This is a genomic window from Marinitoga aeolica, from assembly GCF_029910535.1.
Classification (GTDB): Bacteria; Thermotogota; Thermotogae; order Petrotogales; family Petrotogaceae; genus Marinitoga; species Marinitoga aeolica.
Window position 1 is genome coordinate 794,718 of record NZ_CP069362.1, and the last position, 18,414, is coordinate 813,131.

Sequence of the window (18,414 nt, forward strand, 5' to 3'; positions counted from 1 at the left end):
TAGTCGTCTACCTACTTTTTATAATATTCATATATTGATTTTACAATATATTCTATTTCATCATCTCTTAATTCAGGGAATATGGGTAATGCCAAAGTTGATTTTGTAGCTTTTTCTGTTACTGGTAAATCTCCCTCTTTATATCTCAAATATTCAAAGCACTTTTGTTGATGTAATCCTTTTGGATAATAAATTGAAGTACCTATTTCTTTTTTAGTTAAAAATTCCCTTAATTCATCTCTATTTCCCTTTTTTAATGTAATAACGTATTGATGATATACATGTGATTTATCTTCAAAAACTTCAGGATAATCAATATAATCTGTTAAATTATATTCTTTAAACAATTTATCATATTTTTTTGCGACATTAATTCTATTTTCTATATATTCATTAAGATGTTTTAATTTAATTCTAAGTATTGCAGCTTGAACTTCATCGAGTCTTGAATTAAAACCTACTTCGTCATGATAGTATTTTTTGACAGCTCCGTGTACTCTTAACTTTCTCACTCTATTAGCTAAATCTTCATTATTGGTAAATACCATTCCTCCATCACCATATCCTCCGAGATTTTTTGTTGGAAAGAATGACGTTATACTTAAATCACCAACAGAAAAAGCATTTTTTTCATTCCATTTAGATCCAATGGATTGAGCACCATCTTCTATAATATATACTCCATATTTCTCTTTAAAATATTGAAGTCTATCTAAATCAATGGTTTTTCCAAATAAATGAACAGGTATAATAGCCTTTATTTTTTCTTTTTCTGGATGGTTTTTTAATATTTCTTCAACTTTATCAAGATCAAGATTATAATATTTTTCTTCAACATCAACAAATATTGGAGTTGCACCATTTCTAGTTATACAACTTGCTGTAGCAAAAAATGTATACGGTGTTGTAATTACATAATCTCCTTTTCCTATGTTCAAAGCTCTAACAGATAAAAATAAAGCATCAGAACCATTAGCAACACCAATTGCATATTTTGTTCCAGTATATTCTGCTAATTCATTTTCAAGTGACTTTACGTGAGGTCCTAAAATCACTTTTCCTGTGGAAAATATTTCATCTAATGTGTTTAATACTTCTTCTTTAAATGAATTATATTGCCTTGTCATGTCAAATAAAGGTATTTTCATCATATTTCCCCCTTCTCTAATGAAACATTTCCTGTTTCATCTATATTGAATATATATATATTTGATAATTCATTTTCTCTAGCATTTTTTAATATGTCTTCAGAATGTCTAAAGGAAGCTATAATAATCATGTCATATTCCATGTTTTTTACTTCTTTTGGTGAATATATATTAATTCCATGAATTTTATCTCCTTGTTTTGAAATAGAATCATCAATAAATCCAATGACATTAATATTTTCACTTGTCAAAACTTTTAATACAATGCCTCCAACAACACCAGCACCATATAATAATATATTTTGATATCCCATATCTTCGATTTTATCCAAAACCTTATTAAATGATTTTTTTGTTTCAGCATATATTTTGGATACTTCATTAATAAAAGATACAGTTAAAAACTGTAATCTTTTTTTACCATCTGCAGTAATTTGATAATTCATTTTTCTTCTGTTTTCACCAGTTTTAATTATATACTTTTTATCCTCAAAATCTTTTAAATATCGGTTTACCATAGATGGAACAATACCTACTGTTTTTGCAATAAATTCTTGAGAAACATTTTCATTTTTTGATATTATTTGTAAAATCATCAATTCTCTAAAATTAGGTGATGGATTAAAAAACGTATAATCTTCAAAATTAAACATAATTCCACTCCTTTTTCATTCACTGAGTGAATTATATCATATATTATTTTTTATGTCAATGAAAAAATCTCCCGCACGAAGCAGGAGATTAATTTTTATTTCAAGGAAGATTGTTTGTTTTTTTTATTTTGTATAAGCTTCAAGAAACTCTTCAATTTTTAAATTGTAATATATTATTTTCATTTTTCTTTCTAATTGTATTTTTTCTATTTGATATTCTTTCTCAAATTTATCCCATTCTAATTCTATATTTTTTAGTTCTTCTTTAAGTATTTTTATCTGAATTTCATCCAATAGTAATTCCTCTTCAATTTTTAATATTTCATTTTTTAAATTTTCTCTTGAATTTATAATTTTAGAAATGGTATTCTGAAGATTATCTTCACTTAAATTTTTATAATCATCTTTGTTACTAAAAAGATATGGATTTATAGAACCATTAAAATTCACATATCCTCCATTATAATTTCCATTACTGGATATTTTTAAATATGGAATCTCTTCTGATAGATTAAAGTTCAATGATATTGAAAAGTTGTTGTTTAAAATGTCATATCCTCCGCTTAAATTAACATTAAAATAATTGCTGGATCTTAATTTTTTTTCCATATTATTTTGTTGTTGCGTAATATAAACCATTTTATATTCTAAAAAACTTTCCACAGGTTTATATTGTATATTTTTTATAATTTCTTGGAATTTTTTTAACTTATAATATTTTTCTGAATATTTTAATTTAAATTCTTTCTGCATTTCTAAATTCAAATTTTTTATAAGTATATTTTTGTAATTATATAATGATTCATAATTTCCTTTTAATGATATTTCTAGTTTCTTTTTTGTTAGATATTTTTTTAATTCTTCAATCTTATTAGTTATTGGAATATCGCTTAATTTACTATATTCTTTTTCTAAAAATTCTATATAATTTTGAAGATAATAAGCATTATAAAATAAGTTTTTAAAATATGAAATATTCTTCTCTTTTATGTTTTCTTCACTTAAACTTTCTATTTGCTTATTTAATTTATTCATATGTGCTTTATCGATAAAATCTGATCTAAATATATTCCATGAAAAATTTATCGATGATGTATTTAAATCCACTTTACTTATTTTATCCCCGCCAAAAGAAAAATTATATGATATATATGGTAAAAAATCACTATATTTTTCTAGAATGCTTTCGTTTTTTATTTCATGGTTTGAATTTAAAATTGAGACATAATATTTATATGCATCTTCATAATACAAAAAAGTATTTTTAATGTTATTTTCTCCATATGCAACAATAAATAAATTAAAAACTGTTAATAATAAAACAAAACTTTTTTTCATCTCTGCCTCCTGTTATTCTATTTCTTTAAATATGATAAATCTTTTATAAAATTTATCATATACATAATAATAAAGCATATTATTTATTTTTCTAATCTTCATTTTGGCAGGTATAATTTTATATGATTGAACTGGTTCTTTGCCTTCTAAATTTAAAAATATTTTTGCCTTTTTTTCAATTAAGCCCATATTATTAATTTCATACTTTTTTATAAAACATAAATTTCCTGTATTTGTATATCCAATTTTTGGATTAGTAGTTAATAAATATAAATTATTATCCATAATTTGAGCAGAAGGAATAATTTGTTCATATCTGAAAGAATATCTGGTATCAATAATTTTATTTTTTTCTGTTATTCCATCTTCTGTAATTTTCCATAAAGCTATTCTATCAATTTTCTTATAAAGATTATATTCTTGATTATTTTTATTTTCTTCAAATATCAGTAAATATGGTATTTCATTATTAGTTAGTAAGAATGCTTCCAAGTTATTTGTATTAGATAATTCTTTATCTATCTCTTGTTCTTTTTTTACTCCATATATTGTATATCCAAACAAATCTTCCTTTTTATTTATTGAGGATAATTTTTGATATATAATTTTTGGATTATTATTTTCAATTATATCTATAATATGAATATCTTCGTTTTTATCAATCATCATTTTATCCCCATGTGCGTAAGGAATCCTAATTTCTCCATTTTCATAATTATTATCTATATCATTTGCAACATCCTCAAAAATATAAAAATCCTTTATTTTAAAATTTTCATCAAAAATAGTTATCCCAGCATTTGTAAGAAAGTATACTTTTCCATTTTTTTCTTTTATATCTCTAACCGCAAGTCCTTCTGGAAATGGTTTAGGAGCAAATCTCTCTATATTTCTTTTTTCCATTTCTCCATTTTTTAAATTTATAATATATACAAATGCTTTATTTTCGTTTAGATCTGAAAATTCAATAATTGGAATTGTATATACATTTTCAAAAATATAAAGTTTATTTCCATCTTCGCTAATTATCCAATACATTGATTGAGAAGAAAAAATATCTTCTGGAATAGTTGTATTCTTTTCTTCTGAAATATCTGATCCATCGTAAAACATATATTTTTTATCCGTTGCTATTGTATATAACGGTTTTAAATTTAATGGTTCTACTCCTTTAAAAAAATACTTTAGTTCATGAGAAAATGCTTTTCCTATAAAAAATATTAAAATAATACTTAATACTAATTTTTTCATATTTTCACCCCTTTGTATAATGTTTTTTAATTAATAAATTTGATAGGGTGGACATCCTAAACAAGTTTGAAATTATATTTTATTTACTGAAATTTAATTATAGGAAATTATTTTTTAATCTTCCCATGGAGTCCTCCATACCCTAAATTTTGCATTTTCATGATCTTCTATTGGTGGATGATGTTCAGAAGTAGGATCTGGGGCATATAAAACTTTTAAAAATGTTTTTATAGGTTCATATGCATCATAAGTTTTATATCTATCTTCTCTCCAAGTTTTAACAATTTGATTATTTTGATACTCTTTGCAATCATAAACAATATGGATTTCCCCTGTTTCATTTTTGTAGTGATGTAACACAAAAACAGCTCCTGTCAAATAAGGCTTTAACTTAAAAGTATATACATTTGTATATGATGCCGAAACGCTTCCTCCGACATTTACAGAAACATTAGCTTTTAAAAAATCCTTAACAGGAATTTCAGCACCTACGGACAAACTTCCATATATAGTACCTGTGTAAGTTCTAGAGGTTTTAATTTCTCCAACCGTTGATCCTCCGGATTCCCAGCCTGACATCGCCTGACCTTTAACTGTATAATTATAGAATTTTCTAGAAAGAATAGCGATAGATGTAATTTCTTTTTCAATTCTACTAGTGGTATTTCCCCCACCATTATTGCTACCAGCGCCAATAATATTTTTCATTTCATCGTCAGTCAAAACTTTTACATCAAAAGCTTTTGAATGAGCAAAAATATTTACAGGCACCATGTTTACAAGCATCATCAAGCATATACTACCATCTTTTTCATTCTCCATCCTCCCATCATTTTTTGTTTTTTACAACAAATAGCGCGCTATTTTTGATTAATATTATTATTGTTATTATAAATATAATATAATACATGTTTTCTCCATATACAGAATAAAATGTTTTATTTAATTTTTTTATTGGTATTTCATAATTAATAATTTTTCTTTCATATAGTTTTGATGATTTTAATATTTTTCCATCTGGAGAAATTATCTGTGATATTCCTGAATTTGTTGCTTGAATTATATATATATTATTTTCTACTGCTCGAAATATACCATGTTCTGACATTAAATATGGCACTATACTGTAACCAAACATTCCATTATTGCTTGCTATTATTATTAGTTCTGCATTTTGCCTTTTTAATTTAGTTGTCACTTGTGGAAACATTGCTTCAAAGCATATTTCAAATCCTGTTTTTATTCCCTCTAAATTAATAACTTTTATTTTTTTCCCATTTTCAAAAACTTTTTCATAATATGGCACGAGCTTGTTTTTATAATATTTCCCTATTATTTTTCCATTTTTTGATATAATAAATATGGAATTGTATTCTTTATTTTCAGGAGTTAAATCTGGTGTCCCTATTATTAGATTAATATTATTATTTCTTGCAAAATCTAATATTTCATTTCTATAATCAGGTAGCCGCATCATCCATCTATGGACAGATGTTTCAGGCCAGATGATTATATGTGGCGAATATTCTTTTATACTTTTTAATGAAAGATTTATGTATTTTTTGAATATTTCATAACTCAATTCATTATTACTTTGAGCAAATTTATATTCATTTGTAGATATATTTCCCTGTATTATTGAAATTTTTATTTTATTTTGATTAATTTCTTCTACATCTTTTTGTGAAAAAAAGCTTATATTAGGCAAGAGAAAAATTAATAATGAAATTATCAAAAATGTTTTATATTTTTTATTTTTTAAAAGATAATATAACCAATAATTTATTGCTATTATAATAAAAGATAATCCTATCATTCCAATATATTTTGAAAAAAATAGAAATATTCCTATATTATATAACGCTATACCAGGATGAAGTGTCAATCCATAAAATATTTTACTTGCAAAGTACTCCTCAAATAGCCAGAATGAAGTTATCAAAAATATTTTCTTATATGTTTTATATTTATAATTTTCTATTTTTTTACAAATATACCAAAAAAATAAAAAAGTATTGTTATTATTAAAACAAGCGATGAGAACCCAGCCAGTTTATACTTTAACTCTATTTGCGCCGTTAAAATAAAGAATGAATTTATTATTGATATTATTAAAGAAAATAATAATATTTTTCTTTTTTGAATTTGATGATTTATATAATAAAAAAATGGAATAAATGCATAAAAAATAATGAAAGACATTTTAAATGGTGGATTTGAAAAGTAAAAGAGCAATCCTGTAACAAGAGATAACATTTTTATTCTCCTTCTAATTTCATCATTTTAATTTTAAAATATATCAGGATTAGGAACGTTATTATTATTTAAATTAGAAATATAAAAAGTAGTTAAAGTATTCAACAGCAACATTATTAATAAAATCACAGATATAATAAAAATTTTTCTCATATTTTCACCTTAAGTTTTATATCTTGATAATTCGCTGTTAATTTTATATTTCTAAAATTCGATAAATTTACTTAATTATCATATCATATGATATATTAATTGAGTTAAAAGATTATTATATATAAATAACAAAAAATCTCCTGCGCGAAGCAGGAGATTGATTTGTATTTTCATCTCTGCTCTGCTCCTTTCGCTGGTATTAACCAGATCAAGTGAAAAGAGAAGCTTCTTTTAACTTCATTCACTGAGTGAATTATATCATATAGTGTTTTTTATGTCAATTGTTGAAATAATATAATGAGGTGCTATAAGCACCTCAAGAAAAAAATCCTCTTCCTGTATAAAAATCCATATAAATTATGGATTTGTCAATATTTAACATATACGCTTGCAAAATTCCCGTTAATATAACAATTGAAGGTACTATACCATTTACACTATCATCATTGTTATATTTACTTACATATTTGTCAAAATCAAAATTTTTTAATATCATCCCTTTTTGACCTTCTACTCCAGCACTTATTATTTTTTTCCCTTTTTTTAAAGCATAATTTGAAATTAATAATCTACTTTCAATATTATCTACACAAAGATAAATAGTTTCGTATTCATCCAAAATATTTAAATTTTTCTCGGTCACTTTTTCTATAATCCCTTTTTTGCAATATTTTAATTTTTTTTCAATTGCATTCACTTTATATTTTCCAATATCTTTTTTAGTAAATAAGAATTGCCTTGCGATATTAGTTTTATCAACTACATCATCATCTATGATTACAAATGGTATTTTGTTTTTATTAAGCATATATGAAACGGGATTCCCCAACCCTCCAGCACCAATAATAATACTTTTTTTTGATTTTATTTTTTTGTTAAATTGAATTGGTATTTTGATTGAATCAATCCCAAATAAGTATTCAGAAATAACTAATTGAGCTATTAATGCTCCTGCTAAATCTTCAGGTATAGATTTGTTTTCTTGAAAATTCTCAACTAATTTAATTGTGCAATCATTATATATTTTTATGTCCTTTATTCTACCCTTTCTATTTATGTTTACACCACAATTTTTTAAAATTTTATTAGCTAGAGGGTTTTTAGTATATACAGTATAATTAATTAGCTTTCTTGTGTTTTCTATACCTATACATTTTATTTGCCTATCAAAAAAAACACTATCAATCAGACAAAACCACATCCCTTACCTTTTTTATAACCTCCTGTGGGTTTCTTCCAAAAACCCTATCATAGCTTCTTTTCCATAAAAACCATCATCCCAGACAAAGTCTATGGGCTCTTTAGCAATATCATATATATTTGACAAGCCATATGGAATAGAATGTCCTTCTTTAGTTTGAATTTCAATAGGTTCTTGAGTTCTATCTAAATAAAAAGTTTTGTACCCCTTTTCTTTTGCTTTCTCTATATATTTCTTTTCATATTTTATGTTCATTGCAGATCTTATCCATGGAAAATACTTCATTGTGGCAATAACAGCTCTGGCCATATGACTTTTTCCGAAAAATGCAGGTTCATGAATAAAATTTATTTCATCACCAAGTTTATGTATTCTACCTGGAAATTTCCCAACATCATATTCATTTTCTGCCTCTGGCAACGCAAATACTATATTTTGACCAACTTCAGGTATGGTATATTTCCCTAATTTATTTATTTCAGATTTTATTTTCCAAAGCTCCTCTAAAATATAATTTTTATGATATTCATATACCATATTTTCTGTTTCTACAGAAAATTCTGAATTTTTAACCATTTTATCCATATAATATAACGAAGCATTAATGGATTCTTCAATAGTATAACCCATATAAATATGTGCTGTTATTAGTGAAGAGAAAATACAACCTGTCCCATGTAATTGTTTTTCATATCTTTGTGAATAGAATTTTTTATTTTTATATAATATTTCTATTTTTTCAGTATTTTTATGCCCACCTGTAATTATTACATCACATTTTATATCTGTTATTTCATATTCTTCTGAGTTCATTATCATTAAATCTACGTATTTTGAACCTTCATTTACATCATTAGGTGAAATTATCGTATATCCTGTAGAGGTTTTTATTATAGGGTTCCATATAATTTTTGCTTCATTATATCTTTTTCTCAAAATTTTAATCTGTTTTGAATTTGCCATTCCCACCTTTATTAAAGAGAATTTATCAAATAAGTCGAATTCTTCAAAGTTTTCTCTGAACTCCACACTTTTAAATTCTTTTTCATTCTGTACTGTGTATGCCGATATAATGGCTTTTGGACTTATTTTAAACATTTTCATTATTGATATATCCTGTAATATACCTGCTCCACCAGATGGATCAAATCCTGAAAATACAAGCATCATAATTCCTCCTATTCTATTAACAATATTTCTGATTTTTCGAGGTATTCCTCTGTAATTCTCATTGCACATAATGGTCCACACATAGAACACATATTGCTTTCTTTTCCTTTTCTTGCGGTATAGAATTTTTTAGCTTTTTCCTGATCCAGTGCAAGCTCAAACTGTTTTTTCCAGTCGAACTGTTTTCTTGCTTTGCTCATTTCATTATCAATATCCATATTTTTTCTATTTTTAGCTATGTCAGCTGAGTGGGCTGCTATCTTTGTTGATATTACCCCTTCTTTTATATCTTCTATAGTTGGCAATCTGAGATGTTCCGCAGGTGTTACTGCACAAAGAAAATCTGCTCCTTTGGCTGCAGCAATAGCTCCACCTATTGCAGAGGTTATATGGTCGTATCCTGGGGCAATATCCGTTGTAATTGGACCAAGTACATAGAAAGGTGCTCCATCACAGATTTTCTTTTGTAATATCACATTGGCCTCAATTTCATCGATTGGCATATGTCCCGGACCTTCAACCATTACCTGAACACCAGCATTACGAGCCATTTTTACCAGTTCACCTAATCTCAATAATTCTTCAAATTGAAGATCATCTGTAGCATCATGTAATGATCCTGGTCTCATCCCATCCCCAAGGCTTATTGTTATATCATATTCTTTACATATTTTCAGTATTTCGTCATAAAATTCGTAAAATGGATTTTCCTTGTGATTTTTTATCATCCATCCAACAATTATTGAACCACCACGTGAAACTATTTTTGTTATTCTTTTTGAGTTTCTCAATTTTTCAATGGTTGTTCTAGTGATACCTGCATGTATTGTCATAAAATCAACACCATCTTCGGCATGGTCTTTTACCATTTGAATGAAATCCTCAGCTTCAAAATCAATTACCCTTTTTTTCTGTTGTATGGCTTTTGTTGCAGCATCATATACAGGTACCGTCCCAACCATGATATTTGAATTTTTGATTATTTCATTTCTTATATAACTTAAATCTCCCCATGTTGAAAGGTCCATTATTGAATCTGCACCATATTTTTCTGCAATTTCAAGTTTTTTCAACTCTTCATTCAAATCTGTATATCCCTGAGAAGTACCAATATTAATATTTACCTTTGTTTTTAATCCTTCACCAATAGCTCTGATATTTTTAAAATTATGATTTTTATTTTTGGGCAATACAGCTCTTCCAGAGGTTATTTTTTCTCTCAATAATTCCGGAGATATATTTTCATGCTTTGCTGCAATTATCATCTCTTCCGTAATAACTCCCATTTTTGCGAATTCCAATTGTGTCATTTTCTTTCCTCCTTAAAACCAGTTTACTGTTGTAGGATTATATCCTCTACTTTTTATATAGTTAATAAACTCCTGAAAGTTTCGTTTATCTTCTGTTTCAAATTGCTTTATTGATTTTTTATATATAGTATAGCCACCAACATTTGTTGTTGAACCTGCTGACATCTTTGTTGCAATTCCTATGAGTGCATTTCTAAAATCCGCATTTTCACGCGTTGAAATATTTATATGAACTCTTGGAAAAATTAATTTTAAAGCAATAATGTAATGTATAAGCTGTTTATCAGGAATAATATAAAAATTGTTTTTTACATTGTATGCAGATTTTATTCTTGGAAAGGATATTGCATATTCTATCTCAGGATAATTTTTTAACAGATAATCCATATGATACGCAAGCATTATTATTTCAAATTCTGGTTCATATAATCCAAGCAATGCTCCAATATTTATTTCCCTAACTCCAGATTTTATTGCATATTCGATTGTATCTAATCGTTTTTTATAATCGCTTTTTGGACCAAAAAGATGAACTTCTTTATATTTCTTTATACAATATGTCTCCTGATACATTGTAACACCTATTAATCCTGCTGATATTAGCTTTTTATATTCGTCTTCTTTTAAAGAATAGGTTTCTATAGAAACTTCTTTGAAAAATCTTTTCAATAATTTTATTGTATTATATAGATAATCTAAATCTGTAGTTACAGGGTCTTCACCTGTTAATATGAGGACATGGTCTATGCCTGCGTTTTTTAAATATAAAGACTCTTTTTCTATTTTTTCGTAGGTTAATTTTTTTCTCTGGATCTTGTTTGTTGCCTTGAATCCGCAGTATGTACATCCATTTATGCAATAATTTGATATGTATAATGGGGCGTATAAAAATATAACATCACCAAAGAACTTTCTGTTATTTTTCATTACTTTCTTCGCCATTGTTCGAAGATTTGTGTTTTCAAGCAAACCGAATATTTCATTTACAGCAAAAAAATCTTTTTTTAAGTTGATATGGTGTTCTTTTTTTCTTTCTTTTTCTATATATTTGATAATTTTTTCAACATTCTCAGAAAACATGTCAATCTCTTCCTATATAATCGAACAATGGCGAAGATGCTTCTGCCACCTCTTTTTCTTCGGGCATTCCTGATAGATATGCAAGTCTCCCAGCTTCAGCAGCAAGAGAAAAAGCCTTTACCATCTTGACAGGATCATCTGCTATCGAAACTGCTGTGTTTGCAAGAACAGCATGACATCCTGTTTCCATAGCCTCTGCTACATGTGATGGTTTCCCTATTCCTGCATCTATTATTACCTTCACATCAAATTCGTTTAAAAGAATCTTCACAAGCTCCTTTGTTGCGAATCCCTTATTTGTGCCTATAGGTGATCCCAGTGGCATTAATACCTCTGCACCATTTTCTATCATTTTTCGTGCATCATATAAATCAGGATACATATAAGGAAATACTTTAAAACCATTTTCAGTTAATAATTTACATGCTTTTACAGTTTCCTGATTATCCGGCATTAGATACTTTGAATCGTTTATGATTTCTATTTTTACCCAATCTGTATTCATTAATTCTTTTCCAGCTTTTGCAATTAATAATGCTTCTTCTGCATTTCTTGCTCCAGATGTGTTTACCATTATTTTTTTTACATTAATATAATCCAGGATACTTTCATTCATATTACTATATGATGCTCTTCTCATTGCAACGGTAACAACTTCAATATTTGCTTCTTCTATAGCTTTTTTCATAATATTATAATCTCGAAATTTTCCAGTACCCATAAAAAATAGATTATTGATTTCTTCACCGTAAAAATTGATATTAACCACCTCCCACTACAGTAATAATCTCAATTTTATCGTTTTTAGATAAATATTGTTCAGAATAATTTTTTATGGGGATAATTTCTCCGTTTTTTACTACAACAATAGGTTTATCGTTGAAAGAAAATTCTTCAAGTAATTCCTTTAAAGTATTACTTTTACACTCTTTTGCTTTACCGTTTATATATACTCTCAAGAAATCACCTCCTACTATAAAAAAATCTCCTGCACGAAGCAGGAGATTGATTTTTATTTTTATCTCTGCTCCGCTCCTTTCGCTGGTATTAACCAGATCAAGTTGTAAGGGTCAGAGGCTTCCACCTCACTCTCAGCTACGGATTAGTAGCTCCCCTGCGGCTCTTTTTTATTCACTTTTCATTCTGATTATATCATTATTTTACTTTTATTTCAAGAGAGTTATTTGTGTTTTTTAATCTTTAATTTATTTTTGATAGATTTCATCTAAAATTCCAATTTCCTTTGCTAATTTCAATGTGTTTTGAACATATATTCCTCTAGTTTGTATAAAATTTTCATATATTTGTAGATATTTTATCAAATTTTCCACTGTTGACGTTTTAAAATTAAAGTTTACTAATATTTTTTTTATATCATTATACTTTTTTTGATAAAACAGATAATTTTTATACATAATATCTATGTTTCCTCTATAATAGAATTCTTCTTTCTTTTCATTAAATTCTGGAGAATTTAAATTATTTATTTTCCCTATATTTCCAAAATTGACATAAATCGAAAGATTAAAATAATTACTTTTGAGTGAGTAGTTTAAAGATAAATTTACTCCTGAAAATTTAAATAAATTCAAACGAACACCATAATCATAGGTTTCAAAGTTTGTGTCTAAATAAAAATCTGCAATATTTGAAAAATTATTAATGTATGAATTTTTATCATTTAATTTATTTCCTAATTTAGATATTTCAAAATTAAGAGGTCCATCACTTATATTTATTTTTATCCTTTTTAAAATCTCTAAAAAACTTGGACTTTCACATAAATTTAAATATTTTATAGAAGTATCCATTCCTATAATATTTTTTAAATCTAATTCCATTTCTTCTATTGTAATTTTTTTTAAATATATTCTATTTTCTAATTCATTTATTATTTGAATATATTCCTCAGAATTTTCTTTCTTTTTTAGAATATCATTAATTTTTAAATATAGTTCAAGTAATTCTTTCTCGTTATAAATCATGGAATACAAATTTAAAATACGGTATATAACCTCATTCTTTTTTTGTTTTTTACTCAAAGAATTATATTCTTTTTCAAGATTATATCTAAATACTTTTGAATTTGCCATAATAATCGAAGAAATGGAAATAGATGTTGATAAATTAATAAAATTATTATTAAGAGTTAAAGATAAGTTAGGTTGAATAATATCTTTCAATAAATTAATTGTATTTAAATTATGCAATTTGCTGTCTATAACTTTTATTTCATATGAGCTATTTGTCCCGGATAAAATAAGTTTTTCAAAAGAATATTCTTTTTCATTCCCAAACACAAAAATAGATATAAAAATTATTATTAAAAATGACAATTTTTTCAACATTTTTATTATCCTTTATAACCATAAATATTTATTAAAATACTACCATCATCTAAACCTGTTAAACCAACTATATTATCAGGTATTTCATATATAACATCTTTTATTTTCCAGTTTTTAGTATTAAGTATTATTAATTTATTACTGCTATATATAGCAACATCATTGTCATTTATAAAGGTTACAAAATATGGTTCATCCATTATTATTTCTGGATAAGCATCCATTAATTCTATTTCTTTTATTGTTTTAGTTTCATTATTATAGTATTCAATTTTTATATTGTTTATAAGAATTACGTCTCCTTTTGTATTTACATCCAATTTGATATCGCCAATAAAATTCTTTTTTACCATAATATCTTCATTATTTGTTATATTTAAAAGATGAAGTTCTAATTTATCTTCACTATTTTGTATAACAAAAGATAAAAAATTATTGTTTATTTTTGATGGATTCATATCAAAATACACTGAATCTGAATAAGTTTTTATTAACTCCCATTTTTTATCTGATAATGAGTATTGATAAATTTCCAAGTTTTTATTATTATTATAAAAAAATACTACGGAATTATCATTTGTTACAAAATGAAAAGTGGAATCATATGAAGGTATTGGGAAATTATCTAATGTAATAACATTCCATTTAACTAAATTCTCTAAATTGGAAATATATAAATTATTTTTTCCCATTTCCTTAAACAATACTATATTACCCTTTTTACCAAACGATATTTTATCAGTGTTAATATATTTCTCCATTTCTTTTAAGTATAAATATTTAATTTTGTAATTTTCAATCTCTACTGTTTTAATAAAATTTTTAGCACCTGGAATTAAGACATTATAATCTCCAAAAATTAAAATAAAAGATACACTTAAAATAAATATCACTAAAGCTATCTTTTTCATATTTTCACCCCTCTGTATAATGTTTTCGTATAATTAATAAATCTGATATTAATTTTTAAAAAAAGAATTCTAAATCTGCATTATTATATAACTAAAGTAATTCTATCCCATCATGTATAAAAGGTGCTTTGAATAGTCTGACTAACTTTGGTATATATGATCCACTTCTTATTACAAAAAGAAAAAAGATCAAGGTAAATCTCACAAAGATACTGTTATTTTTACTACTAGAAAATTAGTTAGAAGTATTTATTATATGCTTAAAATACACCTTATAATCTTATTGAATTATCTCAAACTTCTAAAAAATGGTGTTTTTAAAGGATAATAGTAATAATCAATAATAATTAAGTAATAATTATTAACTAAATATTTCTATTTTTGCGCCCTTGTACAATACTTGTTTTTACTCTTTTTTCTATCTGTATTATTCTGAATTCTTTTAATCTTACATATTTGTAATTTTCATTGTTTTTTATTTTCTCCTAGATTTATTCCAGAGACTATTTTAATTCCCCATAACAAATAATGTTATGGGGAATATTTGTTTACAGACCTTTTAATTCTGTTTTTGTGGTTTCACTAGTTACCGTTTTATAAAATAATTGATCAATACTCCTATCAACAGTTTTCATAGTGCCATCATCATAAATTTCTTTCTCTTCTACCCAGTATTTATAATAGTATCTAGTATGAGCAGTTTTTTTATATAAGTACCAACCATAATATGGGGGAATTGATACATTATATGTTCTTGTAATTTCTGTTGAATCCTCCCTTTTTGAACCTAATCCTAATTTACCCAAAATATCTATACTTAGCGACCAACTCCAGGAATTCGTTAACTTAATTGAATAATTAAAATTTTCAGATATCGAACTTCTATTTTCCTCACCAGTTACATATTCCCATGCTGTTTCACCTAATTTTGAACTATTTAAATAAGAATAATGATATTCAGTAACTGTCTTTAAGATATTTGCTGCATTTAAGCTTGTTACAAATAACACTATTAACACAATAAAAATATACCACTTTTTCATTACCATCCCTCCAATATATTTTTTTAAATAACTGGCGCCAGCAAAAATATTAATTTATTCATCTATTATTTTATCAAAAAAAAAAAAAAAGTAAACAAAAGCGCAGTAAATTTGCTGTTAATTTTATATTTCTAAAATTTGATAAATTTACCCAATTAATATATCATATGATATATTAATTGAGTTAAAATATTATTATATATAAATAACAAAAAATCTCCCGCACGAAGCGGGAGATTATTTTTATTTTTATCTCCGCACCTTTCGATGGTATTAACCAGATCAAGTTGTAAGGGTCAGAGGCTTCCACCTCACTCTCAGTTACAGGAGGTGAATTTTTATATATCTTAAGTGGATGAAAATTCTGTATCAACAATCTATTTTAGTTTATATATTTTAAAATCATAATTCTCATATGGTTTCCCATTATAAATAAGATATTCCTCATTATTAATTTTTACCAATCTTTCTGGATAATTTTCTTCATTATATTTATATTTTATATATTCTTCTTTTTTATTTCTTATATCAAATAACAATAAATTTTCATTTTTTGAGTTTTTTAATTGAACTATAAAATATATTTTTTTATCAATTATTCCTATTGATTTTATACTATGAAATAAAACTTCATGATCGCTATCATTTGGTTTAAATTTCCCGCTTGTTTTAAATTTATATCCCGGTAATGAGTATAATTTTTTAAGTTCTCTATCTTTTAAAAGATATATATTGTAAATGTCATTTTCGATATTATGCGTGAAAACATATATTTCATCTTTATCCTTAAATAAATTACGTATTATTTCATGACTTTTTACTAATATGTTGTTCTCTAATTTTTCTCCATTATAATTTAATCTGTATATATAATACTCTGGTCTATTATAAACAGGAAAATCCATACTTATAAATTCATTTTTATTGATTTTTATAAATTTACCATTTGCTGTATTTTTTTTATTAGATTCATACATCATCTTTTCTATTAGTTTTCCATTTTTGTCATACATATATATTCCATCTGGAGTTTTTAAATATAGATTTTCTTTTTCAACTATCATTTCAAGATCATTGATATCTATTTTCTCTTCAATTTCTGAAAAGGTTTCTAATTTTTTAGAAAATATATTTGTTTTTAAATAATATGTTTTTTTATAATTTAGCGATGGATCTTGATCTTCAACTATAGCATAAATATTCCCAGATTCATCAACTATACTATTTATCAACACCAGCTTTTTATCAAATAAATATTTTTTATTTGCATATTTACTTATGTCAAGATCATTAATGTTGATAGTTTTAAATAAAAATAATCCCTGGCTATATAATGTAATAGTTAAAAATGCTATTAAAATACCTGTAATATACTTTTTCATATTCGCATCCTCCCGCTTATAATTTCCCGCTTTGCTAAAATTCTTTAAAAACTTCCAACTTATCATATGATCTTATAAAAATATATTTATTATTAAATACTTTTTTTACTTTAATATCGTTAAAACGGTAATATGTATTATTTTTCTCTTCATTTATTTTAAATAATGTTTTATCATCGTTCATTTTTATTTTTAAACTTTGTAAATATGAATTTGAACCATTTGACGCCATTGTAAGTACATAAAGATAATTTTTTAATAGAGCTGCTGTAGGATAAAATTTTCTATTTTTCATTTTTAATTCAAATGACTTTTCATCATTCAAATTAAAAATCTCTATTTTATTAAAAATATAATCTTCTTTTAAATTTGGTTCTTTGAAAAGAGCAATAAATATCTCACCATTATCCTTTTCCAACAACAACGGACATTCATTATCCTTTGCATTTAGACTATATTTATTTGATAATGAGTATATTTTTCCACCAAAAATTTTTTCATTTCTTCCTGAATAAGAATATATTTTAACACCACATATATCTCTAATAATTATATTTTCATTATTATCAATAATTATCTGATTCCCGTGATTATATGGAATAAAATACACACCATTTTCATATTCATTTTTTGTTTTTTCAGTAATTGAATTAGCAACATCTTCAAATATATAAAAATCGATAAATCTAAAATTTTGATTAAATACTATGATACCCCCAAATGTCAAAAAATATATCTTATCATTTTTTGCATAGACATCTAAAATATCTATCCATGGAGGAAATGGAGCTGGAATCAAAGTGTTTAATTTTATCATTTTTACTGTATTTTCTAATATATCAATTTTATATGCAGTTATTTCTGTATTGTTAAATTTATTCAAATTCTTAAATATATAAATGTTACCTTTCTCATTTATTGTCCATTGAAAATCAAAATCATTTCCCAATGAATTTTTTGGTGAGGATAAAACTATATAGTTGTTTTTATATTTATATTCTTTATTGAAGGATATTGTAAAAATATGATCAAAATTAATTTGTTTTAATTCACTTGAAAAAACTATAGAGATATAGATAATCAATAAAAAAGAGAGAATAATTATTCTTTTTGCTGATAAATTACTTATAACTTTCATCTTTACCCCCTTAATATTTTTTTAACAAACAC

At 25.2% G+C, this 18,414-nt stretch carries 17 protein-coding genes and 1 riboswitch; all 17 genes read right to left on the reverse strand.

Annotation, left to right across the window (positions count from 1 at the left end):
• Positions 1-11: 11 nt before the first annotated feature.
• The 17 genes from JRV97_RS03745 to JRV97_RS03825 all read right to left on the reverse strand — a co-directional run bounded on the left by JRV97_RS03745 (position 12) and on the right by JRV97_RS03825 (position 18,382).
• Positions 12-1,148, reverse strand: coding sequence for a DegT/DnrJ/EryC1/StrS family aminotransferase (locus tag JRV97_RS03745; RefSeq protein ID WP_281000303.1), 1,137 nt, complete (start codon positions 1,146-1,148; stop codon positions 12-14).
• Positions 1,148-1,801, reverse strand: a complete 654-nt coding sequence (locus JRV97_RS03750; protein WP_281000305.1) for a winged helix-turn-helix transcriptional regulator — start codon at positions 1,799-1,801, stop codon at positions 1,148-1,150. The genes JRV97_RS03745 and JRV97_RS03750 overlap by 1 nt, the downstream gene beginning before the upstream one ends.
• Before the next feature lie 123 nt (positions 1,802-1,924).
• Positions 1,925-3,139, reverse strand: coding sequence for a TolC family protein (locus tag JRV97_RS03755; protein WP_281000307.1), 1,215 nt, complete (start codon positions 3,137-3,139; stop codon positions 1,925-1,927).
• 12 nt (positions 3,140-3,151) lie between these two features.
• Entirely contained in the window at positions 3,152-4,390 is a 1,239-nt protein-coding gene (locus tag JRV97_RS03760; RefSeq protein WP_281000309.1) for a hypothetical protein, read from the reverse strand.
• Positions 4,391-4,504: 114 nt separating this feature from the next.
• Entirely contained in the window at positions 4,505-5,212 is a 708-nt protein-coding gene (locus JRV97_RS03765; protein ID WP_281000311.1) for a hypothetical protein, read from the reverse strand.
• 7 nt (positions 5,213-5,219) lie between these two features.
• The gene (locus JRV97_RS03770) at positions 5,220-6,332 is read right to left on the reverse strand and encodes an apolipoprotein N-acyltransferase (RefSeq protein ID WP_281000313.1); all 1,113 of its coding nucleotides are present in this window, start codon (positions 6,330-6,332) and stop codon (positions 5,220-5,222) included.
• A 783-nt stretch (positions 6,333-7,115) separates the two neighbouring features.
• Positions 7,116-8,000 carry a ThiF family adenylyltransferase gene (locus tag JRV97_RS03775; RefSeq protein ID WP_281000315.1) on the reverse strand — a complete coding sequence of 295 codons (885 nt, stop codon included), beginning with the start codon at positions 7,998-8,000 and terminating at the stop codon, positions 7,116-7,118.
• A 12-nt stretch (positions 8,001-8,012) separates the two neighbouring features.
• Complete coding sequence (locus JRV97_RS03780; RefSeq protein ID WP_281000317.1) at positions 8,013-9,167, reverse strand: thiamine-phosphate synthase family protein; 1,155 nt, start codon at positions 9,165-9,167, stop codon at positions 8,013-8,015.
• A gap of 11 nt (positions 9,168-9,178) precedes the next feature.
• The gene (gene thiC, locus JRV97_RS03785; protein WP_281000319.1) at positions 9,179-10,480 is read right to left on the reverse strand and encodes a phosphomethylpyrimidine synthase ThiC; all 1,302 of its coding nucleotides are present in this window, start codon (positions 10,478-10,480) and stop codon (positions 9,179-9,181) included.
• Between the two features lie 12 nt (positions 10,481-10,492).
• Positions 10,493-11,560: a radical SAM protein gene (locus JRV97_RS03790; protein WP_281000322.1), complete on the reverse strand. Its 1,068-nt coding sequence runs from the start codon at positions 11,558-11,560 to the stop codon at positions 10,493-10,495.
• Position 11,561: 1 nt separating this feature from the next.
• A complete protein-coding gene (locus JRV97_RS03795) occupies positions 11,562-12,329 on the reverse strand; it encodes a thiazole synthase (RefSeq protein WP_281000324.1) in 768 nt (255 codons plus the stop codon).
• The gene (gene thiS, locus JRV97_RS03800; protein WP_281000326.1) at positions 12,322-12,519 is read right to left on the reverse strand and encodes a sulfur carrier protein ThiS; all 198 of its coding nucleotides are present in this window, start codon (positions 12,517-12,519) and stop codon (positions 12,322-12,324) included. Before thiS ends, JRV97_RS03795 begins: the two co-directional genes overlap by 8 nt.
• A 57-nt stretch (positions 12,520-12,576) precedes the next feature.
• Positions 12,577-12,686, reverse strand: a riboswitch (TPP riboswitch).
• 79 nt (positions 12,687-12,765) lie between these two features.
• The gene (locus JRV97_RS03805) at positions 12,766-13,908 is read right to left on the reverse strand and encodes a hypothetical protein (RefSeq protein WP_281000328.1); all 1,143 of its coding nucleotides are present in this window, start codon (positions 13,906-13,908) and stop codon (positions 12,766-12,768) included.
• Between the two features lie 5 nt (positions 13,909-13,913).
• Entirely contained in the window at positions 13,914-14,819 is a 906-nt protein-coding gene (locus JRV97_RS03810) for a hypothetical protein (RefSeq protein WP_281000330.1), read from the reverse strand.
• A gap of 548 nt (positions 14,820-15,367) precedes the next feature.
• Positions 15,368-15,862: a hypothetical protein gene (locus JRV97_RS03815; protein WP_281000332.1), complete on the reverse strand. Its 495-nt coding sequence runs from the start codon at positions 15,860-15,862 to the stop codon at positions 15,368-15,370.
• 377 nt (positions 15,863-16,239) lie between these two features.
• The gene (locus tag JRV97_RS03820; RefSeq protein WP_281000334.1) at positions 16,240-17,244 is read right to left on the reverse strand and encodes a class II glutamine amidotransferase domain-containing protein; all 1,005 of its coding nucleotides are present in this window, start codon (positions 17,242-17,244) and stop codon (positions 16,240-16,242) included.
• A gap of 34 nt (positions 17,245-17,278) precedes the next feature.
• Positions 17,279-18,382 carry a hypothetical protein gene (locus tag JRV97_RS03825; RefSeq protein ID WP_281000336.1) on the reverse strand — a complete coding sequence of 368 codons (1,104 nt, stop codon included), beginning with the start codon at positions 18,380-18,382 and terminating at the stop codon, positions 17,279-17,281.
• Positions 18,383-18,414: the final 32 nt, after the last annotated feature.